Raw genomic sequence first — 24,681 nt, 5'->3', positions numbered from 1 at the left:
GGACCTGCGACGTCCGCTTTACTCTCTGTTCTCCCAGAATTTCAGGTATTTGTCCTCCTTGCGGTGCATCTGGGCATTGGTGCGCGGCGTTTTGTCGCCCTGCCCGCAGAGGTGCAGCACGCCGTGGACCACGACCCGCCGCATCTCCTGCAGGCGCGTGGCTCCATATTGGCGGGCATTGTCCGCGACGGTCTCCACGTCGATGAAGATGTCGCCCGCAATCGTGTGCGTGCCGCGGCGGTCGCTGTAGTCGAAGGTGATGACATCCGTGTAGTAATCGTGTCCGAGGTACTGGCGGTTCATCTCGAGCAGCCGCGCTGCGGAGCAGAAGATGTAGCTCACCTCGCCGAGGGCGTATCCCTCCGCATTGGCCACTTCGCACAGCCACTCCGTCGTCAGCTTCTTTTGCGGCAGGCGGTAGTTGCAGTCGTCGGTATAGTATCGTACAGCCATTTTTCAGCTATTGAACAGTTCTTTTTCGTCTCTCTTTCCGTCCGGCCGGTGCGGATCGTGCAGTGCGAAGGCCTTTTTTGTCCGGTCACTTGCGGCCCTCCCCCGGCTCTTCCGCGCCTGTTTTCGGCCGTTTTCGGCCTTTTCTGCCCCGCTTTTCTCCGGACCGGAACCCTCTGCTGTTGCGGCGGGAAAAAACTCCGGACCGCCTCTTTCCGCGGCTTATTTGCGGAAGCAGTTTTCGGCCCGCAGCTTCTCGTTCGGGTTCGGCGGGTAGATGCCGAAGACGAGTTTGTACTCCGTCTCCATCGTCATGACGTCGAGCGCCGAGCCGATGGTGCCCAACTGCTGGTTGCGCGCCACCTTCTGGTTCTTCTCCACGCAGACCGTCCCCATGTTGGCATAGGAGGTGATGTATTCGCCGTGCGCCACGTAGACGTCGTATTTGCTTGTGATGCGGTTGCGCTTGATGTCGACAACCTTGCCTTCGTAGATCGAGATGACCTGCGCGCCCTTGGGTCCCGTGATCTCGGCGATGTTCTCCTTGTAGCGTTTCACGCGCCCTCCGGCCACGGGCAGGCGCAGTCCCGTCGTCTTGGTCGAGAACGACGCACCGGCCGTGTTGCCCTTCGTGAGCTTGCGCAGCTCGTTGATGGCCACGTCCAGCTGCTGCTCCTGCGAGAGCTTGCGCTGCAGGGCCGACTTCTCCTTTTGCGAGAGCTGCCGGATGCTCGCCCGGGCGTTGCGGGCGTCGCGTTCGAGGCTCTGTTTCTGCGACGCGAGCTTGCGCGTCACCGAGTCGAGCGAGCGGTTGCGCAGGTCGAGCTCCTCCTTTTCGCGCCGTACCCGATCGCTCAGGTCGGCAATCTCGTGCAGCTTGCGTTCGCGCAGAGAGGCCATCTCGCGCAGGGCGGCAATGCGCCGCGCCACGTCGCGGAAGTCGCGCGCCGAGAAGATGTAGGTCAGGTAGTCGTTGTGGCGGTAGTTGCGCCACGCCTCGCGGACCATCGCGGCATACTGGTCGCGGTTGCGGGTGAGCGAAGCGCTCAGATTCCCCGCCACGCTGTCCTTGCGGGCAATCTCCTCGCGAAGCATCCCCGCCTGCTTCTCGGTCTCTTCGAGCAGCTGGTTGCGCGACTCGATCTGCCGGGCCAGCCTTCCGACCCGCTCCTCGGTCGCCGCGCGCCCCTTCTTCAGGCGTGCGATCTCCTGCTCTTCGTTCGCGATCTTCTTTTCGAGGGCCGCGATGACGCGTTTCTGCGCCTCGATCTTGTCGATGTTCTGCGCCGAGGCGCCTGCGGCGGTCAGCAGCAGTACGGAGAGCAGTATGTAGAGCGGTTTCATCATCGCGCGGGCTTTTCGGCCGATGGAGTCGATTCCATGCGGCGGCGGATTTCGGCGGCATCGTACCCCGCATCGAGGGCCTTTTGCCAGTAGAACTCGGCCGAGAAGCGGTCGCCCAGGGCATTGAGGATGTCGCCGTAGTGCGCAAACAGCTCCGGATTGCCGTGTTCGTCGAAGGCCACGGCCTGCTGGATCGCCTGTTTGGCCTCGTCGAGGCGCCCCAGGCGGTAGAGCACCCAGGCATAGGTGTCCAGGTAGGTGGGGTTCTTCTCCGAGGAGGCCATCACGCGTGTCGCCATTTCGAGCGCCCGCTCCAGATCGCGTCCCTCGACGGAGAGGAAGTAGGCGTAGTTGTTCAGCACCAGGGCGTTATCGCGCCAGTAGCCGAGGCTGCGGTCGTAGGCGTCGTAGCACGCCTTCAGGGCCTTGCGCGGCGATTTGCTCCGCGGCCGTTTCACCTTCGCCGAGTCTTTCTTCCCCTCTTCGGCCACCTGGTACCACGTGTCGCCGATCATGCCCCAGATCACGCTGCGCAGCGAGTCCGTTTCGGCGTAGCGGAGCGACTGACGGTAGGTGCGGATCGCCTTTTCGGGCTCCTTGAGCCGGATGAAGGCGTTGCCGCGGGCGAGGTGCAGGTCCAGGTCCCGGGGGAAGAGCTCCAGCGCCCGGCCGACGTAGTGCATCATCGAGTCGGCGTGCTGTTGGTAGCTCTCGATGTCGATGACCGCCTGGAAGAAGGACTTGATGGGCGGTCTGTCCGCCAGGTGCAGCTTGTAGAGCGTCAGTGCCCGCTCCAGCTCGCCCGAGGCGATCAGGTGTCCGGCGTAGAGCTCCACGACGCGCGGATCGTTCGGGTAGCGGATGGCCAGCGTCGAGGCGAGGTCGTTGAGCTGGAAGTAGTACTGGCGGTAGAAGTTGATGTCGGAGGTGAACTGCTCGAAGCGCCGGATCTTCGTCTCGAGCGGCATGTCGTCCGACTCGAAGAGCCGCCGAGTCACCTCGAGCAGCCTGCGGTAGTTGCGCTTCGTGGTGTGGAAGTCGGCCAGCGACATGAGCGTCCGGATATCCGTCGAATCGATCTTCAGGGCGCAGTCGTACTCGGCCAGCGCCAGCGAATCCTTGCCCGAGATGCCGTAGAGTTCGGCCAGCGCCACGTGGTGCGCCGCCTCGTAGGGAACCTCTTCGACCAGTGCGCGCGCCTCGTCGATGGCCTTGTCGGTCTGCCTCGTCGCAATGAGCAGCTGCCGCTTCATCGCACTCAGGTAGGGAATGCGCCCGAAGCGCATCTCGGCCGAGTCGAGCGTCGCGAGCGCCATGTAGGGGTCGTCGTTCTGCTCGTAGAGGGCCGCCAGCAGGCGGTAGTTGTCCGGCTCCTTGGGGTATTCGACCTGAAGACGGCGGTAGACGTCGAGCGCCTCGCGGTAGCGTTCGGCGAGGATGAGCGTCTGTCCGTAGAGCTGGTGGTACCAGCGGTTCGTCGTGTCGATCCGGTAGGCCGTGCGGGCCAGCTCGACCGCCTCGTCGGGCGAGGCGTACATGCCGCTGACCCCCAGTTCGTAGTAGGCCGGGGCGAAGAGCGAATCGTGCCGGATCGCCTCGTGAAAGAGCTCCCGGGCCCGGACCGAATCGCGGGTGATGGCGTTCTGCTTGATTCCCTCGGTGTAGAGGTAGACGCTGCGCAGCGAATCGGGCCATTCGGGCGCCTGCACGCTCCCCTTCCCGGCGACGAAAGCCGTTGAGAAGAGCAGGCAGAGCGCCGTGATCGCCGTGAGCCGTTTCATGCCGCGGTGGGGGTTAGAGTGCCTCGTCGAACTGGTGGAGGAAGCGCACGTCGTTCTCGAAGTAGAGCCGCAGGTCCTTGACGCCGTACTTGAGCATGGCGATGCGCTCGATGCCCATGCCAAAGGCGAATCCGGAGTATTTCTCCGGGTCGATATTGTTGGCCTTCAATACGTTGGGATCGACCATGCCGCATCCCATGATCTCGAGCCATCCCGTCCCCTTGCAGACCGCGCAGCCCTTGCCGCCGCAGAGGTTGCACGAGACGTCGACCTCGGCCGACGGTTCGGTGAAGGGGAAGTAGGAGGGACGCATGCGGATGGCCGTCTGTTCGCCGAAGACCTCCTTGGCGAAGTAGAGCAGCGACTGCTTCATGTCGGCGAACGAGACCCCCTCGTCGACGTAGAGACCCTCGATCTGGTGGAAGATGCAGTGTGCGCGGTAGGAGATCGCCTCGTTGCGGAAGACGCGCCCCGGGCAGATGACGCGGATCGGGGGCTTCTGGCGCTCCATCGTGCGGACCTGGATCGACGAGGTGTGCGTGCGCAGCAGGATGTCGGGATCCTTCTCGATGAAGAAGGTGTCCTGCATGTCGCGCGCCGGATGCTCGGGCGGGAAGTTCAGCGCCGAGAAGACGTGCCAGTCGTCCTCGATCTCGGGACCGTCGGCCACGGTGTAGCCCAGGCGCGAGAAGACCTCGACGATCTGGTTCTTGACGAGCGAGATGGGGTGGCGCGAGCCGAGGTGCTCGGCCGTGCCGGGACGGGTCATGTCCCCGATGGTCTCGTGACGCTCGGAGGCGGCGTCGCGCAGCTGTTCGCGCAGCGTGTTGATGCGCTCGGTCGCCTCCTGCTTGAGGCGGTTGAGCTGCTGTCCCAGCTCGCGCTTGAGCTCGGGAGCCACCGTCTTGAACTCCTCCATCAGGGCGTTCAGTTCGCCCTTCTTGCCGAGAATCTTGATGCGGAACTCTTCGAGCTCGGCGGCAGCCTGGGGTTTGAATTCCTCCACACGTCGGAGGAGTTCATTGATTTTGTCGATCATATTTTGTCCGTTTTTCTTTTTTGCGTACTTTTGAAAAATACTTTGTAACATGCAAAGTTATAAAAAATTTGAGATATGTTGCGTAAAACCCTCTCATTTGTCCTCTCCGTCTTTCTCTTTGCGACGGCGTCGGCCCAGCGGGTCGGGGTCGTGCTGAGCGGCGGCGGGGCCAAGGGGCTCTACCATATCGGCGTGCTGGAGGCGCTCGAGCAGAACGGCATCCCGATCGACTGCGTGGCCGGCACCTCGATGGGGTCGATCATCGCGGCGATGTACGCCGCCGGGTATTCACCCGCCGAGATGCGCGCCATCGTCTCGTCGGGAGCCGTGCGCGAGTGGGTTTCGGGCCGGATCGACCCGAATGTCTACATGCCCTATTATCGGCAGATCGGCCGGATGCCGGGCTTCCTGAACGTGCGCGTCGACCTGAGCCGCCCCGGCGGCCAGCGCGTCCAGGTGCCGACGAACCTGCTCTCGTCGACGCAGATCGACATGGCGCTCACGGAGCTCTTCGCTCCGGCAACGGCCGCCTCGGGGGGCGATTTCGACCGCCTGATGGTCCCCTTCCTCTGCGTGGCGAGCGACATGAACCACCGCGGACCGGTGGTCATGCGCAGCGGCGATTTGAGCGAGGCGGTCCGGGCGTCGATGTCCATTCCGCTGGTTTTCAAGCCGGTGAAGCTCGACTCGATGCTGCTTTACGACGGCGGCATCTACGACAACTTCCCCTGGCACCCCCTGGACGAGGATTTCCGGCCCGATCTGATCATCGGGTCGATCTGCACGGCCGGCAACGTCCCGCCGAGCGAGCGCACCAGCATCCTCGACCAGGCCTTCATGCTGGCGATGCTCGATACGGACTATACGCTGCCCGGGGAGCGGAGCCTGACGATCCGTCGGGCGGTCGATGCCGGGATGCTCGACTTCGACCGCGCCGTGGAGATCATGGATGCGGGCTATGCCGACGCCATGGCGCAGATGCCGCAGCTGCTCGAAAAGGTGCGCGAGCGCCGCACGCCGGAAGAGTACGAGGCCCGGCGCCGGGCCTTCCGGGCACGCTGCCCGCAGCTCGTGTTCAACGACTACCGGATCGAGGGGCTCGACCCCTCGACGCGCGAGTACCTGCGCGATTACCTCCACCTGGACCGCCGCACGCCGGGCGTGCAGCGTCCGATGCGGTTCGCGGAGTTGCGCGACAACCTCTACAACGTCCTTTCGGGCGGCGATTTCACGATGGAGCTCCCGAAGGCCGTCTACGACAGCACGACGCACCGCTACTCCTTCCGCGCGCACCTCGAGACGAAGCCCAACTTCAAGGTCTCGATCGGCGGCAACGTCTCCTCGACGGTCTTCAACCAGGCCTACATCGGCATCAACTACCAGAAGATCGGCCGCGTGGGCCACAGCCTGGGAGCGGACCTCTACCTCGGCCCGCTCTACACGTGGGGAGCGCTCGGCGGGCGGGCCGATTTCTACCTGCGCGAACCGATCTACCTGGACTATGCCTACAACTTCTCGGTGCGCGACTTCCGGCGCGGGGCCTTCGGCAACGTCACGCGCGTGGACAACACGCTCTACGTGAAGAACAGCGAAAGCTTCTTCACGCTGGGGCTCGGCACGCCGCTGACGCTGCGCAGCGTCGTTGCGCTGCGGGCCAACGCCGGCCACATCAACTACCACTACGGTTCGGACAACCGGCAGGTCGAGGAGGACGACCATACGCGCTTCTCGTTCTTTGCCCTGAAGGCCGAGGTGGCGCGCAACACGCTCGACAAGTTCCTCTACCCGCGGCGCGGTTCGGACCTGCACTTCTCGGCCATCTACGTGACGGGGCGCGACAAGTATGCCCCGGCGGAGGTCGACCGCTTCCTTTCGCGTCGCACGCGCCACTGGTTCGGCGGCCGCTTCACGTGGGACAAGTATTTCGACATTCCGCCCGTCAGCTGGTTTTCGTTCGGATTCAATATCGACGCCGTGCTGACGAACCACCCCGACTTCACGACACCGGGCGCGACGCTCATGTCGATGCCCGTCTACGCGCCCATCCCCCATGCAAAGATGGTCTACATGCCCGATTTTCGGGCCGAACGCTTCGTCGCCGGGGGCGTGATGCCGACCTTCGACCTGATGCCCAACTTCTTCCTGCGCACGGGCTTCTACGCCATGATGCGCAACAAGCGGTCGTTCGTCCCCGTGGCGCTGGCCGACCGTCCCGACCGGCGCTGGCACTATATCGCCGAGGCGCTGCTGGTCTACCACACGCCCATCGGTCCGGTGAGTCTCGCGCTGACGAAATACGACCTCGATTCGTGGCGGAACATGTACCTGACTTTCAATTTCGGCTACACCATCTTCGCCCCGAAGGGCACCTTCTATTGACCGGCTCCGGTCGGGTGGGAGGACGGCGTGATCCGCCGCCCCGTGACGAAAAAAGGGACGACCCTCCAATCGGGGTCGTCCCTTTTCTGCTGCGGGTCCGGTCGGCGGGATACCCTGCCGCCGCAACCGCTCTTACCAGATGATTACGCGCTCCTCAGCCGGCATGAACATCTCGCCGTCGGTGATGCCGAAGGCTTCGTAGAAGCTCTCGAGGTTGCGCAGCGTGGCGTTCACGCGCCACTTGCCCAGCGAGTGCACGTCGAGCTTCGTCAGGCGGGCGATCTCCTCGTCGCGGATGTTCTGCGCCCAGAGCGTGGCGTAGGCCAGGTAGAAGCGCTGTGCATCGGTAAAGCCGTCGATCGGAGCCGGGGCCTGCTTGCCCTCGAGCGAGTTCTGGTAAGCCGTCCAGGCGACGCGCAGGCCGCCCTGATCAGCGATGTTCTCACCCAGCGAGAGGGCGCCGTTGGCGTGGAGCGCCGGCTGGCCGTCCCGGGCGGGCAGCACCTCGATGGCGTCGAACTGCTTGACCAGAATGTCCGTCTTGGCCTTGAAGGCGGCGGCGTCTTCGTCGGTCCACCAGTTGTTCATGTTGCCGTCCTTGTCGAAGTTGCGGCCCTGGTCGTCGAATCCGTGGGTCATCTCGTGGCCGATCACCACGCCGATGGCGCCGTAGTTGACCGCATCGTCGGCATCCGGATTGTAGAAGGGAGGCTGGAGAATGGCGGCCGGGAAGCAGATCTCGTTGGTCGTCGGGTTGTAGTAGGCGTTGACCGTTTGCGGCGACATCTGCCACTTGGCCCGGTCGACGGGCTTGTTCAGCTCGGCGATGTTGTCGGCCGTGTACCAGCGGTTGGCCTCGACGATGTTCTCCCAGTAGCTCTTCAGCGGGTCGATCTCGAGCGTCGAGTAGTCCTTCCACTTGTCGGGATAGCCGATTTTCACGGTGAAGGCGGCGAGCTTCTCCTGGGCCTTGGCCTTCGTGGCGTCCGACATCCAGTCGAGGGCGTCGATGTGCTGCGAGAGGGCCTTCTGCAGGTTCTTCACCAGGGCGAGCATGCGCTCCTTGTCCTTGGCGGGGAAGTACTTGGCGACGTACATCTCGCCCACGGCCTCCGAGAGGGTGCTGTTGGGTACCGACATGGCGCGCTTCCAGCGGGGCTTCTGCTCCTGCGTGCCCGACATCGTCCGGCCGTAGAAGTCGAACGAGGCGTCGATGAAGTCGTCGCTCAGGTACGAGGCGGCGGCGTTGATGTACTGGGCGGCCAGGTAGTAGCGGATGTTCTCCAGCGGGGCCTTCTTCAGAATCTCGTTGGCGTTGGCGACGGCCGACGGCGTGGTGACGATGATCGTCTCGAAGTCACCGATGCCCATCTCTTTGTAGTAGGTTGCCCAGTCGATGGCGTCGTATGCCTTCTCGAAGTCGGCCTTCGACATCGGGTTGTACATCGCCGGGATGTTGCGCAGCTCGACGTTCGACCACGACTTCTCGGCCAGCTGCGTCTCGACCTCCATCACGCCTGCGACGGCCTTCTCGATTTCGGTCTCGGGAACGCCGGCCAGACGGAAGATGCGGCCCAGGTACTCCCTGTAGGCGGTGCGGATGTGCTCGTTCTCGGGCGTGAGGTAGTAGTCGCGGTCACCCATCGCGAGGCCCGACTGCGAGGCGTAGAGGGCGTTCGCGTTGCTGTTCATCAGGTCGGCCTCCACGCCGATGCCGAAGAAGGGGTTGGCGACGGTCATGTGCAGCCGTGCGATGGCTTTGGTGAGCTGCGAGCGGTCGGCAATCGAGAGCAGCTCGTCGACCTTGGCCTTGATCGGGGCGGCGCCCTCGGCATTCAGGCGTGCGGAGTCGAGGCCCATCTTGTAGAGGTCCGAAATCTTCTGCTCGACGCTGCCGGCGGCAGCCTCCATCTTCGTCATCTCCGAGAAGAGGGCGTTGATGCGCTTCTCGTTGTTGTCGCGCAGCACGTCGAACGAGCCGTAGCGCGAATATTCGGGTTTGAGCGGGTTCTTGGCCTGCCAGCCGCCCGTGGCGTACTGGTAGAAATCGGCATTCGGAGCGACCGTGAGGTCGAAGTTCGTCGTGTCGATGGCCGGGGTTTTGGTTGTCGTATTCTGACAGCTTGCCATACAGGCCATGGCGGCGAAAATCAAAATCTTTTTCATGGTTGTTCGGGTTTTATGTGTGAAACAGGGACCTCCGGGGTGCCCGGACGTCCCTGTTTCGGATCGTTGTCTGGTCCGGGCTGCCTACTTGGCGATCGCTTCGACGCCGGGCAGGGTTCCGAACTCGATGTATTCGAGCAGGGCGCCGCCGCCGGTCGAGATGTAGGATACCTGGTCGGCCAGGCCGAACTTGTTGATGCAGGCTACCGAGTCGCCGCCGCCGATGAGCGAGTAGGCGCCGTTCTTCGTAGCCTCGGCGATGGCCAGGGCCACCTCCTTCGAGCCGGTTGCGAACTTGTCGATTTCGAAGACACCCACGGGACCGTTCCAGAGGATGGTCTTGCAGCCGAGGATGTGCTCGCGGAAGCGCTTCTTGCCCTCGTCGGCGATGTCGACACCCTCCCATCCGTCGGGAATGTTGTCGGCCGGAGCCGTCGAGGTGTTGGCGTCGGCCGAGAAGGCGTCGGCAATCAGGGCGTCGGGCGACATGACGAGCTGCACGCCCTTCTGCTTGGCCAGCTCGAGGATTTCGAGGGCCACGGGGAACATGTCGGGCTCGCAGATCGAGTTGCCGACCTTGCCGCCCTGTGCGGCTGCGAAGGTGTAGGTCATGCCGCCGCCGATGATGATCGAGTCAACCTTCTCGATGAGGGCCTTGATGACGCCGATCTTCGACGAAACCTTCGAACCGCCCACGATGGCGCAGAACGGGTGCTGCGGGGCCTCCATGAGCGACGAGATGGCCTTGACCTCCTTCTCCATCAGGTAGCCGAACATCTTGTCGTTGGGGAACTCCTTGGCGATCAGGTAGGTCGAAGCGTGCTTGCGGTGTGCCGTACCGAATGCGTCGTTGATGTAGCAGTCGGCATACGAAGCGAGCTTCTTGACAAACTCCTTCTGCGGACCCTCCTTCAGGGCCTTCTTGGCAGCGTCCTTCTCCTCCTTGGTGGCGTCCTCGGCCAGGCCGCGGGGCTTGCCCTCCTCCTCGGCGTAGAAACGCAGGTTCTCAAGCAGCACGACCTCGCCCGGCTTGACGTTCTTGCAGAGCTCGGCAGCCTTCTCGCCCATGCAGTCGCCGGCGAACTGTACCTTCACGCCGAGGTTCTTCTCGATGGCCGGTACGATCTGCTCGAGCGAGTATTTCATATCGGGATTCTTCTTCGGACGTCCCATGTGCGACATGAGAATCACGGCGCCGCCCTCGGCGAGCACCTTCTTGATCGTCGGCATGGCGGCACGGATACGGGTGTCGTCCGTCACTTCGCCCTTCTCGTTGACGGGCACGTTGAAATCCACGCGGATAATCGCGCGCTTGCCCTTGAAATCGTAGTTGTCGATCGAAATCATAGTTTTTGGACTTTAATATTGATGTTGTTGAACTTTGTATTCCTAATCCGTCGCAAATTTAGGAAATAATTTCAAGAAACTGTTATTCGGATAACAGAAAAAAATGGTTCCCGAACAAAAACCGGGCCCCGATTTTCGGTCGGAGCCCGGTTTCCGGCAGGAATCAGTACTTGTAGCGCACCCACTTGAGCAACTCCTTGAAGGTGGGTTTCTTGCCGTACATGAAGATACCCACGCGGTAGATTTTGCCGGCGAACCAGACCATCGCCACGAACGAGGCGTAGAGCACGACGAGCGAGAGGACAATCTCCCAGAGGGGAATGTCGTAGGGGATGCGGGCCATCATCACGACGGGCGACGTGAAGGGGATGATCGAGAACCAGAAGGCCAGCGACGAGTTGGGGTCCTTGATGACGGCGAGCATCATCATCAGCGCGAGGATAATCGGCAGCGTGACGGGCATTTGCAGCTGCGAGGCGTCCTGGACGTTGTCCACGGCCGAGCCCACGGCGGCGAACATGGCCGAGTAGAGCAGGTAGCCGCCGAAGACGAAGAGCAGCAGGCAGACGAAGATTTTGAGGATGTAGCCCGTGTCGGTGACGGCGGCCACGGCCTGCAGCATCTCGGGGTCCATGTCGCCCATCGCCGCGGCGTCGGGCATCCCCTGCTGCATGGCCTGCACGCCGGCCATCATCTCGGCGGGCATGAGCTGCGGCAGGGCAATCGCCCCGACGGCGAAGATCAGCACGCCCCAGATGAGCACCTGGACCACGGCCACGAGGGCCACGCCGAGAATCTTGCCCAGCATCAGGTCGAAGGGCCGCACGGAGGAGACCACCACCTCGAGCACGCGGTTGTTCTTCTCCTCGATGACCGACTGCATGACCATCGAGCCGTAAATCAGCAGGAACATGTAGAGCACGAAGCCGAGGATGTAGCCGGCGGCCGTGGCGACGGTCGACGACTGGGCCTGCGAATCGGCCTCCTGCGACTTGTCGTTGCGGAAGGTTTGCAGCGTGACGGTGGTCTTCACCTCGTTGAGAATCTGCTGGAGGTTGTCGATGTGGTATGCCTTGAGCTTCTCGGCCTCGAGAATATCCTCGATTTGCCCGGTGATGTTGCTCTCGATGGAGAGCGACGACGACGAATTGGCATAGAGTCTCACGTTGGCGGGGTTCTCGAGGATGTCGCTCCCGATGTAGAGCACGCCGAAGTGGTCGGTCAGCGCGCGGCGCGCCTCGTCGGTCGAAAGGTCGGTCGGCTCGAAGCGCAGCTCCTCGTCGCTCCGGAGCTGCGGGGCCACCAGGCCGCTGTCGTCGATTACGGCGATTGTCTTCTGCTCCCCCTTGGAGTACTCCATGATGAGCGCCGGGGCAATCATCAGGACGATCATCAGCACGGGCATGAGAATCGTGGTGATGATGAAGGACTTTTTGCGCACGCGTTCGTTGAACTCGCGCTGGATTATGATGGATACGTTGGACATGGTGTGTAGGTTTTATCGGTTCTCTTTCTCTTCTGTTTTCCGGGTGCGAAGGTCGTGCCGGAGCAGCAGGATGCCGCCGCACAGCATGATCGAGGCCGGTACGGGCAGGAGGGTGCCCTCCTCGCTCTTCAGGCCGTGAATCATCCCGTACATGCCGAATCCCAGGCACAGGCCGGCAAGCGTCCGCAGGGCGGCCCGTCCGGGGCGCTGCGGATTTCGCTGTCCGGTCTCTTCGTTTCCCCTTTTCATGGCGGAATGTTCTAAAGCTGTCCGTTCACGGCGCGGATGAAGATGTCGTTCATCGAGGGGATGATTTCGCGGAACGAGCGCAGCTCGACGGCCCGGTTTGCGGCGTCGATCACCTGCCGCACCTCCTCGTCGTGCTCGACGTGGAGCTTGAGCGTGCGGTAGACCGACTCCTCGGCGGCACCCTCGAGTATCTCGCAGCGGCCCTCGATGGCGCGGCGCAGGTCGGCCTCCTCGCCGCGGTAGGCCACCTCGAAGATGTTGGCGCCGTGGCGGCGGCGGATTTCGTCGACGCGTCCCGAGAGGATGTTCTTCGACTTGTTGATGAGCGTGATGTGGTCGCAAATCTCCTCGACCGATGACATGTTGTGCGTCGAGAAGATTACCGTGGACCCCTTGTCGCGCAGGGCGAGAATCTCCTCCTTGAGCAGGTTGGCGTTGATCGGGTCGAAGCCCGAGAAGGGCTCGTCGAAGATCAGCAGCTCGGGTTCGTGCAGCACCGTGACGATGAACTGCACCTTCTGGGCCATGCCCTTCGAGAGCTCCTCGATTTTCTTGTCCCACCACCCTTCGATGCCGAACTTGACGAACCACTTTTTGAGCCGTGCGACGGCTTCGCGGCGCGAAAGTCCCTTCAGGCGGGCGAAGAAGACGGCCTGTTCGCCGACCTTCATCTTCTTGTAGAGACCCCGCTCCTCGGGCAGGTAGCCGATGCGGCGGACATCCTCGGGGGCGATTTCGCGCCCGCCGAGCAGCACGCGGCCCGTGTCGGGGGCCGTGATGCGGTTGATGATGCGGATGAGCGTCGTCTTGCCGGCGCCGTTGGGTCCGAGCAGCCCGTAGACCGATCCTTTGGGAATCGAGAGCGATACGTCGTCGAGTGCCGTATGTTCGGCATAGCGTTTGGTGACGTGTTCTACTGTGAGCAAATCCATTTTTTCGGATATTTGGTGTTTTCGGAAGATTTCGAAGGCAAATATAGCCAAAAAAATTTGAGTAACAAGAAAAATTTATTGTTTTTCGATAAATTTTCTGCTGACGGGCGCAGCGTCGGGGTGCCGGAGAGCAGGGGCGGACCATGCGGCGGGGGCGGCTGTCGGACGGCGGGTGTCTGTTCCGCAACACGCGGCGGGTCTGTCGGAGTGCCGGGGGCGGACAATACGGCGGGGGCTGCCGTCGGCGGAGGCGGGTATCTGTTCTTCGGTGCGATCGTGGGTCTGTCGGAGAATCAAGGCGGATGTTGCGGCGGCCATTCACCGGCGGAGGCGGCGCCCGGTGCGGCACTCCGCTTTCGCCGTTTTTCCGCTTTCTGCCGGGTGCGGTGCGAGAAAAGCACCCCGACATGCGGCCGAACCCGCTTTTTTGCCTATCTTTGCAGGTATATGGCAGTAATCAGATTGACCAAGGAATTTTCCTTCGAGGCGGCCCACGCGCTCGACGGATACGACGGCCCCTGCCGCGAGATTCACGGACACTCCTACCGGCTGTTTGTGACGGTCAAGGGCTCGCCGCAGGCGGACGACGCCGACCCCAAATGCGGCATGGTGATGGATTTCGGCGTCCTGAAACGGATCGTCAACGAGGAGATCGTCTCGCGCTTCGACCATGCGCTCGTGCTGCGCGGTTCGGCGGGCAACGACTCCCTGCGCGGGGTGCTTTCCGCGCGCTTCGGCAACATCGTGACGGTCCCCTACCAGCCGACGTGCGAGAACATGCTCGACGACTTCGCCCGCCGCATCCGGGCCCGGCTGCCCGAGGGGGTGGCGCTCTGGTCGCTGCGCCTGCACGAGACGGCCACCTCGTTCGCCGAGTGGTTCGCCGAGGACAACCGCTGACGCCGCCGGTCCGCACCGCACACCCACCCCGCCGGCCGCCTGCCCGCCGTGCGGCGGAAAAACATTGCAACGTATGAAAAAACTCTTTCTGGTCGACGCCTATGCGTTGATATTCAAGTATTACTACGCCTTTCTGGGGCGCCCCATGCGCAACCGCTCCGGGATGAACACCTCGGTGGTCTTCGGCTTCGTGAAGTTCCTGCGCGACATCCTCAAGCGCGAGCGTCCCGATCTGCTGGGCGTGGCGTTCGACCCTCCCGGCGGGAGCTTCCGCCGCGAAATCTACCCCGAGTACAAGGCCAACCGCGCGGAGACCCCCGAGGACATCATCCTCTCGGTCCCCTATGTCAAGCGGGTGCTGCATGCGATGTGCATCCCGATCCTGGAGGTCGAAGGCTTCGAGGCCGACGATGTGATCGGCACCCTCTCGCAGCAGGGCGCCGCGGCGGGCTACGAGGTCTACATGGTGACGCCCGACAAGGACTACGGGCAGCTCGTGCGCGACAACTGCCGCATCTACAAGCAGAAGGGTGCCGACGGCAGCATCGAGATCGTCGACCGCGAGGCCATCCGCGCCCGCTACGGCATTGACGACCCGGTGCTCGTGCGCGACATCCTCGCGCTGTGGGGCGACGCCTCGGACAACATCCCCGGCGTGCCGGGCATCGGCGAGAAGAGCGCCTGCAAGCTGGTGCAGGAGTGGGGCACCGTGGAGAACATCCTGGGAAACGTCTCCCGCATCAAGGGCAAGCAGGGCGAGAAGATCGCCGCATGGTGTGACCGCCTGCGGCTGGCCAAGACGCTGACGACGATCCGCCTCGACGTGCCGATCCCCTTCCGCGAGGAGGAGCTCACGGTCTGCGAGCCCCACCTCGACGAGCTGCGCGCCCTCTTTGCGGAGCTGGACTTCAAGGCCTTTCTGAACGATTTGTCGAACCTCGCGCCCGCCGAGCCGCTGCCCGACGGTCCGCGGCAGGAGGCGCAGACGCAGTTGGCCGAGATGGCCCGTGCGAAGTCCGCGGCGGCGAAGCGCGCGGCCCTTGCCGGGCAGGGCAGCCTCTTCGACGAACCGGTGGCGGCGCCGCAGCCTGCTGCCGAAGCCCCCGCGGCGCCTGCGGCGGAAGCGGCGGCCGAAGCCGACAGCCCGCAGCCGCACACGGCGCAGAACACGCCCCACGACTACCGCCTCGTCACGGATGCCGCGCAGCTGCGCGCGGTCGTGGCTGAGGTCGCGCGCTACGGCGAATTCTGCTTCGACACCGAGACCACGGGCTTCGACATCTTCAACGACCGCATCGTCGGGCTGTCGCTCGCCGTCGTGCCGCACGAGGCGTGGTACGTCCCCTTCCGCGAGGAGACCGCGGCCGAGTATGCCGCGATCGTGCGTCCGCTCTTCGAGAACGAGCGCATCGCCAAGATCGGCCAGAACATCAAGTTCGACCTGATGGTGCTGCGCCGCATCGGCGTGGAGGTCCGCGGCCGGCTCTACGACACGATGATCCTCCACTACCTGCTCGATCCCGAGTCGCGGCACAACATGAATGCCCTGGCGGAGCGCTACCTCGACTACCGGCCCATCGAGATCGAGACGCTCATCGGCAAGGGGCAGAAGCAGCTGACGATGGACATGGTCAACGTCGAGCGCGTCAAGGAGTACGCCGCCGAGGATGCCGACATCACGTTGCAGCTCAAGCAGGTGCTCTACCCGATGGTCGAGCGCATCGGTCTGCAGCACCTCTATTCCGAGATCGAGGAGCCGATGATCGGGGTGCTGGCCGACATCGAGATGGCGGGCGTGCGCATCGACTGCGACGCGCTGGCCGAATACGCTGTCGAGCTGAACCGCCGGCTCTCCGAACTCGAGCAGCAGATTCGCACCGAGGCCGGGGAGCCGACGCTCAACATCAACTCGACGCGGCAGCTGGGCGAGGTGCTCTTCGCGAAGATGCGCATCGCCGAGAAGCCCAAGATGACGCGCACCAAGCAGTTCTGCACCGACGAGGAGTACCTCCAGACCTTCGCCCACCGCTACCGCATCGTGGACCTCGTGCTCGAATACCGCGGTGTGAAGAAGCTCCTGTCGACCTACGTCGAGGCGCTGCCGCAGCTGGTCAACCGCACGACGGGGCGCATCCACACCTCCTTCAACCAGGCCGTGACGGCCACCGGGCGCCTCTCGTCGACGAATCCCAACCTGCAGAACATTCCCGTGCGCGACGAGATGGGGCGCCGCATCCGCAAGGCCTTCATCCCCTCGGACGACGACCACCTGCTGCTCTCGGCCGACTACAGCCAGGTCGAGCTGCGGCTGATGGCCCACCTCTCGGGCGACGAGTCGCTCATCGCGGCCTTCGAGCACGGCGAGGACATCCACGCCGCGACGGCCGCACGGCTCTTCCACAAGCAGCTCGACGAGGTGACGCCCGAGGAGCGGCGGCGCGCCAAGACGGCCAATTTCGGCATCATCTACGGCATCTCGTCCTTCGGCCTGAGCCAGCGCCTCGAAATCCCCCGCAAGGAGGCCCGCGAGATCATCGACGGCTACTTCGAGTCCTACCCCAAGGTCAAGGAGTACATGGACCGCGTCGTGGCAAAGGCCAAGGAGGAGGGCTTCGTCTCGACGATCTTCGGGCGGCGGCGCTACCTGAACGACATCGCCTCGCAGAATGCCGTGGCCCGCGGTCTGGCCGAACGCAACGCCGTGAACGCCCCGATCCAGGGCTCGGCGGCCGACATCATGAAGATCGCCATGATCAACGTCCACCGCCGCTTCGCTGCCGAGGGCATCCGCTCGCGCGTCATCCTGCAGGTGCACGACGAACTGGTCGTCGACATGCTCCGCACGGAGCAGGAGGCCGTTACGCGCATCGTTACCGAGTGCATGGAGTCGGCCGCGCGGCTCAAGGTGCGGCTGATCGCCGATGCCGGCGTGGGTAACAACTGGCTCGAGGCCCACTGACGGGCGGACCCGGAATGGAAAAGGCGGGACCTCAAGCAGAGGTCCCGCCTTTTCGGTTTGTTGCGGTCGTCCGGCTATTGGGCGTCGGAGAGCACCGGGATGCCCTTGGCGGCGTCGTAGACGTAGCTGACCTGTACGAGCGAGGCGATTGCCGAATTGGCGATGGCGGCGTTCATCTGTTCGATGGCGGCTTCGAATCCCGCCTGGTCGAGGCTCGCGAAGGCCTCGCAGCCGGCGAGTTCCTCGCTGATGCCGCCCTTTTTCGACCCCCAGTAGGCCCCCGTGCAGACTGCCGCCTCGGAATACCCGGCCACGCCTTTGGCCGAGCCGTCCGTGATGGCGAAGTCGCTCTCGACGAGGGCGTAGCATCCGTGCATGAAGGCCGGAATCTCCATGACTACGGGCCAGATCATCGAATAGCCCGAAAAATTGCCGACGATGCCGCCCGCATGGGCCGTATAGCCCGATCCGCTGTTGGGTGCGATCTCCACGCGGCCGTTGCAGAGGGCGTAGCACCCGATCAGATAGGAGTAGTTGTCACCCGAGAGCACCATGCCGGCCACACCGCCGAAGTTCGTGCGGTCGGAGGTGATCCGGACGCTGGCGGACTCGTCCCAGTCGGCGTGGCAGCCGGCCGTGAGGATGCTGCCCAGACCCGCGATGCCGCCCGCATTGACGTTGGTCGTGGCGTCGCTGACCTGCGACGTGATGTCGATCGCGGCGGAGATCGAGGCCTTGCAGGCCGAGATGATGGCACTCGCAGCCGAGCCGTAGATGCCGCCGACGTTGACGTCGGAGTAGTTGTCCGTCTGCCCGATCGTCAGCGTGCCGCCCAGTTCGGCCGTGGCGAGCGTCACGGCTCCCTGGCTGCTTCCCGAGAGTGTGCCGGCGATGCCGCCGAAGTTGATCGTGCCGCCGCTGCGGATCGTGGCGTCGCCCGAGAATTTCGCAAAGCAGTCGGTGACCGAGGCCCCCGAGTTGCCGCAGACGAGGCCCGCATTGCAGTTGGCGGCCCCGCCGTCGGGAATGCGCAGCGCACCGCCGAATTCGACGTTGCAGCTCTCGATCGCCGCGTCGGTCACCGATCCGGCGATGCCGCCCGTCTGCGCGTAGATGTAGTAGCCTTCGGGAACGGCGGTGAAGGCGCATTCGAGCGCTCCTGTTCCGTTGAACGAGCAGTGGGTGATGCGTCCGCCGTTCATGGCACCGACGATGCCGCCCGCCATCGAGATCGTGCCGCCCGAGGTGGAGAGCTGGTCGCCGTCGCCGAGCGTGACGTTGCAGTAGTCGATGTTGCCCGACTCGGCCATGCCGCAGATGCCGCCCGCATCGGCTTCACCTTGCGTGTCGGGGCCGCACGAGGCCGAGACGGATCCCCGGAACGTGCAGGATTCGATGGCGCCCGATCCGGGACGCGTGTTCATGCCGTCTTCGTAGGCGATGATGTTGAATCCGGCGATGCCGCCCGCCAGCACGTAGCTTTTGTCGGCCGCCGTGGTCGCGGCACGGACCGATCCCGCGACATTGAGGTTGCGGATCGTGCCGTCGTTCACGCCGAACAGACCGGCGCTCGTGAAGGTCGTTTCGCCCGTGAGCTCCACCTTCAGGCCGGAGATCGTGTGTCCGTTTCCGTCGAAGACGCCCTGGAATGCCCGGTCGGGATTCTCGTAGGGGTAGCGGCCGTCCTCGGGTCCGAGGCCGATCGGGGTCCAGTTCTCATACTCCGAGAGGTCGATGTCCGCCGTCAGCGCATAGTGCACGCCCGCGTCGCTGTACCCGCTCTCGCGGTTGTTGACGACCTGCGCCAGCAGGGCGAGGTGCGACGGCCGCGTGATCCGGTAGGGGTCTTCCCCGGTGCCCGTGCCGCCGTCGAACGCCTCGGCCACGGCGCGGTCGAGGGTCCGGAAGGTCGTCCAGGCGCTCCACTCCGAATCGCTGTAGTTCCCTGCGGAGACAATCGCCCGCACCCGCACGGCGTATTCACTGTAGGGCTCGAGCCCCGTGAGCTCATAGCGGGGCTGCTCGACGACGGTCTCGAAGGCGTATCCCGTCTCGTTGCCGGCCTGCAGTTCATAGCGCGAGGCTTTTTCGACGGCGGCCCATTCGAGTTGCAGCGAGGTTTCCGTCGGGGTCGCTTCGATGGTCTGGGGTGTGGGGAGCTGTACGATGTCGGCCTTGTCCCTGGAGCAGGAGACGGCCAGCAGCAGGGCGGCTGCCGGAAGAATCCGCCGGAGCCGCGATACGAGGTGTTGTTCCATTCTTTGATGAGGATTTAAGGTCATGAAAACAAATGTATGAATTTTATCCTCTCTCAACCCTGCTTCGGGGCTTTATGGCGTACTCTTCGCGGTATTCCGGACATTTTGTGCCGCAAACGGCCGTCGGAACGAAAAAAACAAGCCGGGCCCACTCTCCGTGGCCCGGCTTTGTCGGCAGGGATGCGGTGTCAGAACGACACGCCGACGCGCACGCCGAAGTTGTTGAGGCGGTTGACCGAATAGGTCAGCACGTCGTTGCTGTTGGTGGCGTAGCTGTAGTAGACGGCCACGTGGAAGCCCAGCCGGTAGTCCGGACGCGGGAAGATCGAGAAGCCGAGCTCGGGCGAGAGGTAGAAGCCCCACGAATCGTCGTACTGCTTGACAACGTAGTAGTAGGAGGACATTTCGGTCCAGCAGGCACCCAGCCTGAGTCCGACATAGGGTTGGAAGACGCTTTCGGTCAGCCAGTTGTAGCGCGTCGCAACGCCGAAAGGCAGCTGGAAGAGCGCATGTTTCTGGTTGGTTGTCAGCGCGGCGCCGTCCCCGAGGTCGAGCGTCTGGCGCGGAATCTTCTCCAGGTTGGTCTGGTAGGAGATGAAGGCGCCGACGGTCATCGCGGGCGTGACGAAGTAACCGCCCTCGAAGTTCATGCCCCAGCCCGAGGTCTCGTCGGCGAATCCGTTGTCGAGGGGCACGCCCAGCTGCCAGTCGATGTTCATGTAGGTGTTCGGGAAGACCTGCGCCTTGGCAGGGATTGCGGCGGCGAAGAGCAGGGCGCCGAGCGCGAGTACACGGAGGTATTTCGATGTTTTCATAATCGGTCGATGTTTTGCGGTTGGACTATTTGGTCAGGTAGGGCGACTGGTCGAAGGCCTGTTCGACGGCCGCGAGCGTGCGCTGCTGGTTCAGCTCCTCGTTCGAGGTGAGCAGCCCGCCGATGAAGCTGTCCCAGATGACGGGCAGTTTGCGGTCGGCGGCCTCTTCGGCCTCGAGGTCGACCATCTCGATGAGCAGCGAGCCGGCCGTGTAGCCGTAGTAGACACTGTAGGGGTAGTGCCATCCGCCCCAGTTGCCCCAGTAGCCGGGGGTCCAGTAGTAGGGGTAGTACCACCACCAGAACGGGTTGTCGTACCCGACGAAGTAGGTCACCTGCTTCACGTAGCTCATCTGGATGCCGACGTTGGCGGCCTGCTTGTCCTCCGAGCGCACGTAGCCTGCGGCGTCCATGCGGGCGACGACCGCATCGACGATTTCGAGGGCGTCGGCATCCTTCCAATACTCGGTCTTGTCGTTGCTGCCGATGACGAGGATGCTGTCGGGGATGAAATAGGTCTCCACGGCGGCGAAATCGGCCTTGGTGTCGTGAGCCGTGTAGACCAGGTACTCCTTGTGAAGGTCCGAAGTCGAGGGCTCCTTCTGGCACGCGCTGACCGCAACTGCTGCGAGTGCGATAGCGATGAAACGTAAATTTTTGACGGTCATGTTTTTTGATTTTTAGGTTTGCGTCTGTGCCCCGGGTTTCAAAATCCGTTCCGAAGCGGGCGTTTTCCGCACCGCAGCCCGAATCGGATACAAAGAGGCCCTTTTTCGACGCGGCGCCGGCGCCGGGCATGAAAAAGGCGGGAGACACCCGAAAAAGGATGTCTCCCGCTGCGTTTTGTCTTTTGTCTTCTGTTCCCTGCCGCTGGTCTCTTGTTGTTTGCCGCCGGTCTCCTGTTGTTTGCCGCCTGCTGCCTGTCGTTGCGCCCTTTTTGCCGGAGACCTGCCGCAGCAGCGGCACGGCCCGCACCGGACGGCTACCGGTAGCGGTGCGAGATGAGGGTCATGAACTCCTCGCGCGTGCGGTGGTCGGAGAGGAAGATGCCCGTGAAGGCCGAGGTCGTCGTGGCCGACTGCTGCTTCTCGATGCCGCGCATCTGCATGCACATGTGGCTTGCCTCGATGACCACGGCCACGCCCATCGGCGCGAGGGCCTCCTGGATGCAGTCGCGGATCTGCACCGTGAGCCGCTCCTGCACCTGCAGGCGGCGGGCGAAGCATTCCACGACGCGGGCGATCTTCGAGAGCCCCGTGATGTAGCCGTTGGGGATGTAGGCGACGTGCGCCTTGCCGTAGAAGGGCAGCATGTGGTGCTCGCAGAGCGAGTAGAGCTCGATGTCCTTGACGAGGACCATCTGCTTGTACTCCTCGCGGAAGGTCGCCGAGCGGATGATCTCCAGCGGGTTTTCGTCGTATCCCTTCGTCAGGAACGACATGGCCTTGGCCACGCGCTCCGGGGTCTTGAGCAGCCCTTCGCGCGCGGGGTCCTCGCCCAGCAGGCGGAGGATTGCGGCGTAGTGCTCCTTCAGCGCCTCGACGGTCGCGGCGTCGAAGCGCTCCTCTTTCGTATAGGTTGTCATTGCGGTCTTCTCCATGGGAGGGCAAAGGTAGTTATTCCGTCGGTCAATTCCAAGTCCGGGCTCGTTTACGCTTCGCCGCGCAGGATCAGGTCCATGATGCGCGACGTGCGGGCCGCCGAGACGCCCGTCGAGGGGCATTGTCCCACACCGCGCAGCTCGTCGACGATCGTGCCGATCAGCGGGCCCTGGATGTGCTCGGGCGGCTCGAAGGCGAAGCGTTCGGTGCCGGCGGGGGTGGTCAGCTCCAGCGGCTCGAACGAGAAGGTCGCCAGGTGGAGCGTCCCCCGGCTGCCGGTGATGCGGATCGAGTCGGCGCGCTCGGCTTCGGGTGCGACGAAACACCAGGTGCCCGTCCCGGCGACGCCCGAGCGGAAGCGGAACGACGCCGTGACGGTGTCGGCCACCTCGTAGAGCCCGCCGCGGTTGACGGCGCAGCCCTGCGCATGGTCGATCTCGCCGAGCAGGAAGTCGAGGATGTCGAGCGTGTGGGGCGCCATGTCGCAGAAGTACCCCTCGCCGCCCGTCTCGCGGCGCAGGCGCCAGGGCAGGTGCGCGGCGTCGCGGTCCTCCGGGGCGGCGGGGCGCAGGTAGCGCACCTCGACGGTGAGCGGCGTGCCGATCGCCCCGGCGTCGAGCAGCTCCCTGGCCTTCACGAAGTAGGGCAGCGCCCGGCGGTAATAGGCGACAAAGAGGGGCTGACGGGCCCGGTCGGCCGCGGCGATCATCTCCCGGCACTCGGCGTAGGTCATCGCCATGGGCTTCTCGACGTAGACGGGCTTCCCGGCCGCGAGCACGCGCAGCGTCAGCTCGCGGTGCGAGGCGGGCGGCGTGGCGATGTAGACGATGTCGACCTCCGGGTCGGCGATCAGCGCGTCGGCATCGGTGTAGGTGCGGGCGACGCCGTGGCGCCGCGCGAAGTCGAGCAGCCGCTCGCGGTCGCGCCGCATGACGGCGACGAGCGACGAATGGGCGGTCTTGTACATCGGCGGGCCGCTCTTGCGCTCGCAGACGTCGCCGCAGCCGAGGATTCCCCAGCGGACATTCTCCAGTTTCATCGTGACGGTCTGTTTTCGGAATTATTCCCTGACGTATTCGTGCAGGAAGGTCGCGAGCTTGCGCACGGCGCGGGCGCGGTGCGAGACGGCGTTCTTCTCTTCGGTGGTCATCTGCGCGAAGGTGCGGTCGTAGCCGTCGGGTCGGAAGAGCGGGTCGTAGCCGAAGCCTTCGTGGCCCGTTTCGTGGTCGATGATCTGCCCCTCGACCACCCCCTCGAAGAGGTATTCGCGGCCGCCGAGAATCAGCGCCACGACCGTGCGGAAGCGGGCCCGGCGGTTCTCCTTGCCTGCGAGGTTCCGCAGCAGCAGGCGGTTGTTGGCCGCGAAGTCGTGGCCGTCGGTGGCGTAGCGCGCCGAGTGGACGCCCGGGGCGCCGCCGAGCGCCTCGACCTCGAGACCCGTGTCGTCGGCAAAGCAGTCGAGGCCCGTGCGTTCGTAGAGGTAGCGGGCCTTCTGCAGGGCGTTGCCCTCGAGTGTCGGCTGCGTCTCGGGAATCTCCTCCGTGACGCCGCAGTCGCGCGGCGTGACAAGGGTATAGCTGTCGCCCAGCACGGCCTGCACCTCCGCGAGCTTGTGGGCGTTGTTCGTGGCGAAAAGAATCTTCATCTCTATTCTATGATTCGATGGCGGTTTGCATGTTGCGGGTGTAAAGGTACGCTAATTTTCCGGATTTCCGAGCGCATAGCGTCGGCGGAAGGTCTCCTCGATCTCGCGCTCCGCGCGGCGGAACTCCGTGCGGTCGTAGCGGCGGCGGATACACCCGCCGTCCATCAGGTAGAGGTCGTCGCACAGGGGTTCGATCGTCGCAAGCACGTGCGAGCTGACCAGCACCGTGCGTCCCTCGCTGCCCAGGGCGAGAATCAGCTGCTGCGCGACGTAGAGGCTCTCGATGTCGAGCCCGTTGAAGGGCTCGTCGAGCAGCACGAGCCGCTTGCGCTGCATGAGCACGGCCGTCAGGGCCAGCTTGCGGCGCGTCCCCTCGGAGCAGTTCTCGATCGGGGTGTCGAGCGGCAGGCGGAAGCGGCGGATGCACGGCGCGGGGTCGAACGACGGGTGGTAGTGGGCCACCAGATCGAGGTAGTCGCGTCCCGTCATGCCGGGGTAGAAGCTGTTGACGCTCTCGAGGTAGGCGATGTCGCGGCGGCGCAGCGGACGGCCGTCGAGGGTGATGCTCCCGCCCGCGGGGGCGACGAAGCCGTAGAGGGTGTTCATCAGCGTGGTCTTGCCCGCGCCGTTGATCCCCACCAGCCCGTGCACGGCGTTCTGCGGGAGGTGCATCGTCACGCCGTCGAGCACGGTCCGGCCGCCGAGGCGGACGCGCAGCGAGTCAATCGTAATCATACAGGTAGCGGTTCAGGTTCCTTTCGGCCCGGAGCGCGTGGCTCACGAGCATGGCGAGCGTTATGGGCAGCAGCGGCCAGACGATGAAGCCTGCGAGCCCGAGCATCGAGGCGGTCGAGGCCGCGGCTTCGGGGGCGGCGGGGTCGTAGACGGCGTATTTGGCCAGCACGCCGTAGACGAGCAGCAGGGCCGAGAGCGGAGCCCAGAGCGCCGCGAGCCAGAGCCCCTCGGGGTGGAGCAGTGCCGCGAGCAGCGCAAAAGGGGCCGCAAGCAGGAAGTAGTTGCGGCAGGCCGTGCGGATCTTCGCCGTGAGCAGGCGCGCCGGGGACTTCTCGGGCAGCAGCAGGAGTTCGAGCGGCTCGTTGCGCGTATAGAGGCTCACGCAGCAGAGGGCCGCAAGATAGAGGGCCGGGAATCCGAGGTAGGGAAGCAGCGTGCAGAGCAGCACGCCGGTGGCGAGCAGCACCGTGGCTATGGGCCGGCGGCGCAGTCCGGCCGTCCACTCCGGGGAGTAGCCCAGGCGGGCGATGCGCACGATCCGCCCGGCGTAGACGGGGGCGTGCGGCTGCGGGAGCAGCGCCACGGCGGCCGCCGCG

Annotated in this window: 20 protein-coding genes; 3 read left to right on the top strand and 17 right to left on the bottom strand. The window is 64.2% G+C overall.

Annotated elements, in window-relative coordinates; genetic code table 11:
- Positions 1-18: 18 nt before the first annotated feature.
- The 4 genes from ybeY to pheS all read right to left on the bottom strand — a co-directional run bounded on the left by ybeY (position 19) and on the right by pheS (position 4,614).
- On the bottom strand, positions 19-453 hold the full coding sequence (gene ybeY / locus Q1Y33_RS06905) for an rRNA maturation RNase YbeY (RefSeq protein WP_300799008.1): 435 nt from the start codon (positions 451-453) through the stop codon (positions 19-21).
- A 219-nt stretch (positions 454-672) separates the two neighbouring features.
- Positions 673-1,794 (bottom strand): peptidoglycan DD-metalloendopeptidase family protein, encoded by a 1,122-nt coding sequence (locus Q1Y33_RS06900; RefSeq protein ID WP_300799007.1) that lies wholly within the window; start codon positions 1,792-1,794, stop codon positions 673-675.
- On the bottom strand, positions 1,794-3,575 hold the full coding sequence (locus tag Q1Y33_RS06895) for a hypothetical protein (protein ID WP_300799006.1): 1,782 nt from the start codon (positions 3,573-3,575) through the stop codon (positions 1,794-1,796). Before Q1Y33_RS06895 ends, Q1Y33_RS06900 begins: the two co-directional genes overlap by 1 nt.
- Positions 3,576-3,588: 13 nt before the next feature.
- Complete coding sequence (gene pheS / locus Q1Y33_RS06890; RefSeq protein WP_300799005.1) at positions 3,589-4,614, bottom strand: phenylalanine--tRNA ligase subunit alpha; 1,026 nt, start codon at positions 4,612-4,614, stop codon at positions 3,589-3,591.
- A 75-nt stretch (positions 4,615-4,689) separates the two neighbouring features.
- On the opposite strand from pheS, the gene Q1Y33_RS06885 reads away from it, so the two are divergent.
- Positions 4,690-6,993 (top strand): patatin-like phospholipase family protein, encoded by a 2,304-nt coding sequence (locus Q1Y33_RS06885; protein WP_300799004.1) that lies wholly within the window; start codon positions 4,690-4,692, stop codon positions 6,991-6,993.
- Positions 6,994-7,125: 132 nt separating this feature from the next.
- Here Q1Y33_RS06885 and Q1Y33_RS06880 read toward each other — a convergent pair whose 3' ends face one another.
- The 5 genes from Q1Y33_RS06880 to Q1Y33_RS06860 form a co-directional block, all read right to left on the bottom strand.
- Positions 7,126-9,123 (bottom strand): M13 family metallopeptidase, encoded by a 1,998-nt coding sequence (locus Q1Y33_RS06880; protein WP_300799031.1) that lies wholly within the window; start codon positions 9,121-9,123, stop codon positions 7,126-7,128.
- 120 nt (positions 9,124-9,243) lie between these two features.
- A complete protein-coding gene (locus tag Q1Y33_RS06875; RefSeq protein ID WP_300799003.1) occupies positions 9,244-10,506 on the bottom strand; it encodes a phosphoglycerate kinase in 1,263 nt (420 codons plus the stop codon).
- Between the two features lie 163 nt (positions 10,507-10,669).
- Positions 10,670-11,992 carry an ABC transporter permease gene (locus tag Q1Y33_RS06870; protein WP_300799002.1) on the bottom strand — a complete coding sequence of 441 codons (1,323 nt, stop codon included), beginning with the start codon at positions 11,990-11,992 and terminating at the stop codon, positions 10,670-10,672.
- Between the two features lie 12 nt (positions 11,993-12,004).
- Positions 12,005-12,241 (bottom strand): hypothetical protein, encoded by a 237-nt coding sequence (locus Q1Y33_RS06865; protein WP_300799001.1) that lies wholly within the window; start codon positions 12,239-12,241, stop codon positions 12,005-12,007.
- Positions 12,242-12,252: 11 nt separating this feature from the next.
- The gene (locus Q1Y33_RS06860) at positions 12,253-13,173 is read right to left on the bottom strand and encodes an ATP-binding cassette domain-containing protein (RefSeq protein ID WP_300799000.1); all 921 of its coding nucleotides are present in this window, start codon (positions 13,171-13,173) and stop codon (positions 12,253-12,255) included.
- A 447-nt stretch (positions 13,174-13,620) separates the two neighbouring features.
- On the opposite strand from Q1Y33_RS06860, the gene Q1Y33_RS06855 reads away from it, so the two are divergent.
- Positions 13,621-14,073, top strand: a complete 453-nt coding sequence (locus Q1Y33_RS06855; RefSeq protein WP_300798999.1) for a 6-carboxytetrahydropterin synthase — start codon at positions 13,621-13,623, stop codon at positions 14,071-14,073.
- A 73-nt stretch (positions 14,074-14,146) separates the two neighbouring features.
- On the top strand, positions 14,147-17,032 hold the full coding sequence (gene polA, locus Q1Y33_RS06850) for a DNA polymerase I (RefSeq protein ID WP_300798998.1): 2,886 nt from the start codon (positions 14,147-14,149) through the stop codon (positions 17,030-17,032).
- A gap of 74 nt (positions 17,033-17,106) precedes the next feature.
- On the opposite strand, the gene Q1Y33_RS06845 is transcribed toward polA, so the two are convergent.
- From Q1Y33_RS06845 to Q1Y33_RS06810, 8 genes are all read right to left on the bottom strand, one after another.
- Positions 17,107-19,290 (bottom strand): fibronectin type III domain-containing protein, encoded by a 2,184-nt coding sequence (locus Q1Y33_RS06845; RefSeq protein WP_300798997.1) that lies wholly within the window; start codon positions 19,288-19,290, stop codon positions 17,107-17,109.
- Positions 19,291-19,478: 188 nt separating this feature from the next.
- The gene (locus Q1Y33_RS06840) at positions 19,479-20,105 is read right to left on the bottom strand and encodes an outer membrane beta-barrel protein (protein ID WP_300798996.1); all 627 of its coding nucleotides are present in this window, start codon (positions 20,103-20,105) and stop codon (positions 19,479-19,481) included.
- A 25-nt stretch (positions 20,106-20,130) separates the two neighbouring features.
- Positions 20,131-20,772 carry a DUF4136 domain-containing protein gene (locus tag Q1Y33_RS06835; protein WP_300798995.1) on the bottom strand — a complete coding sequence of 214 codons (642 nt, stop codon included), beginning with the start codon at positions 20,770-20,772 and terminating at the stop codon, positions 20,131-20,133.
- A 314-nt stretch (positions 20,773-21,086) separates the two neighbouring features.
- Positions 21,087-21,704, bottom strand: coding sequence for a GTP cyclohydrolase I FolE (folE, locus tag Q1Y33_RS06830; protein ID WP_296111838.1), 618 nt, complete (start codon positions 21,702-21,704; stop codon positions 21,087-21,089).
- A 50-nt stretch (positions 21,705-21,754) separates the two neighbouring features.
- The gene (locus Q1Y33_RS06825) at positions 21,755-22,744 is read right to left on the bottom strand and encodes a Gfo/Idh/MocA family oxidoreductase (protein WP_363322802.1); all 990 of its coding nucleotides are present in this window, start codon (positions 22,742-22,744) and stop codon (positions 21,755-21,757) included.
- A 21-nt stretch (positions 22,745-22,765) separates the two neighbouring features.
- A complete protein-coding gene (rdgB, locus tag Q1Y33_RS06820) occupies positions 22,766-23,350 on the bottom strand; it encodes an RdgB/HAM1 family non-canonical purine NTP pyrophosphatase (RefSeq protein WP_300798994.1) in 585 nt (194 codons plus the stop codon).
- A 51-nt stretch (positions 23,351-23,401) separates the two neighbouring features.
- On the bottom strand, positions 23,402-24,085 hold the full coding sequence (locus Q1Y33_RS06815) for an ATP-binding cassette domain-containing protein (RefSeq protein ID WP_300798993.1): 684 nt from the start codon (positions 24,083-24,085) through the stop codon (positions 23,402-23,404).
- The coding region (locus Q1Y33_RS06810; protein WP_363322801.1) for a hypothetical protein at positions 24,072-24,681 on the bottom strand (610 nt) is incomplete at its 5' end. The genes Q1Y33_RS06810 and Q1Y33_RS06815, both read right to left, overlap by 14 nt.

This window comes from uncultured Alistipes sp. (assembly GCF_949296715.1).
Taxonomy (GTDB): domain Bacteria; phylum Bacteroidota; class Bacteroidia; order Bacteroidales; family Rikenellaceae; genus Alistipes.
The sequence above is the reverse complement of the archived record's forward strand: the minus strand, read 5'-3'. Positions and strand labels throughout refer to the sequence as shown.